The organism is Salinimicrobium oceani, from assembly GCF_012037645.1.
Genome location: NZ_JAAVJR010000035.1, coordinates 319 through 1,094, shown reverse-complemented (window position 1 = coordinate 1,094; position 776 = coordinate 319). Strand labels below are relative to the sequence as shown.

The following is a 776-nucleotide window of genomic DNA, read 5'->3' as shown; positions in this document are numbered from 1 at the left end:
AAAACGGAACAAATTTAAGTCAAATATTTGAATTATTCGTGTATTCCCTCTAAATCCAATAGAAAGGCGTACTCTTCTGCCACTTCTCTTAAGGCTTCAAAGCGTCCTGATGCTCCTCCATGCCCCGCATCCATATTAGTATGAAAAAGCAAAATATTGTTATCGGTTTTTAGCTCCCTTAATTTTGCAACCCACTTCGCCGGCTCCCAATACTGTACCTGAGAATCGTGCAAGCCGGTAGTAACCAGCATATTCGGATAATCCTGGGCTACTACATTGTCATAAGGAGAATAAGATTTCATATAATAATAATAAACAGGATCATTAGGATTTCCCCATTCATCATACTCTCCCGTGGTAAGTGGGATAGTTTCATCGAGCATTGTGCTTACCACATCCACAAAAGGTACAGATGCAATGATGCCTTTGTACAGGTGCGGTGCCATATTGGCCACAACTCCCATTAAAAGACCTCCCGCCGAGCCCCCACTGGCATACATATGCGCTGCAGAAGTGTAGTTCTCTTGGATGAGATGAAGCGTACAGTCGATAAAATCTGTAAAAGTATTTTTCTTCTTCAGGAGCTTTCCATCTTCATACCACTGCCTTCCCAGGTACTCTCCTCCCCTAACATGAGCAATTACAAAGATGAATCCTCTATCCAGCAGACTTAGCCTTACATTTGAGAAGTAGGGATCAATAGTAGAACCGTAGGAACCATAAGCATATTGCAGAACAGGATTGGTTCCGTCCCTCTTCAATTCCTTCCGGTGTAC

At 42.7% G+C, this 776-nt stretch carries 1 protein-coding gene; it reads right to left on the bottom strand.

Annotated elements, in window-relative coordinates; genetic code table 11:
- Positions 1–32: 32 nt before the first annotated feature.
- Positions 33–776 (bottom strand): prolyl oligopeptidase family serine peptidase (locus HC175_RS15175; RefSeq protein ID WP_235942636.1); only part of this gene is annotated, 744 nt, incomplete at its 5' end.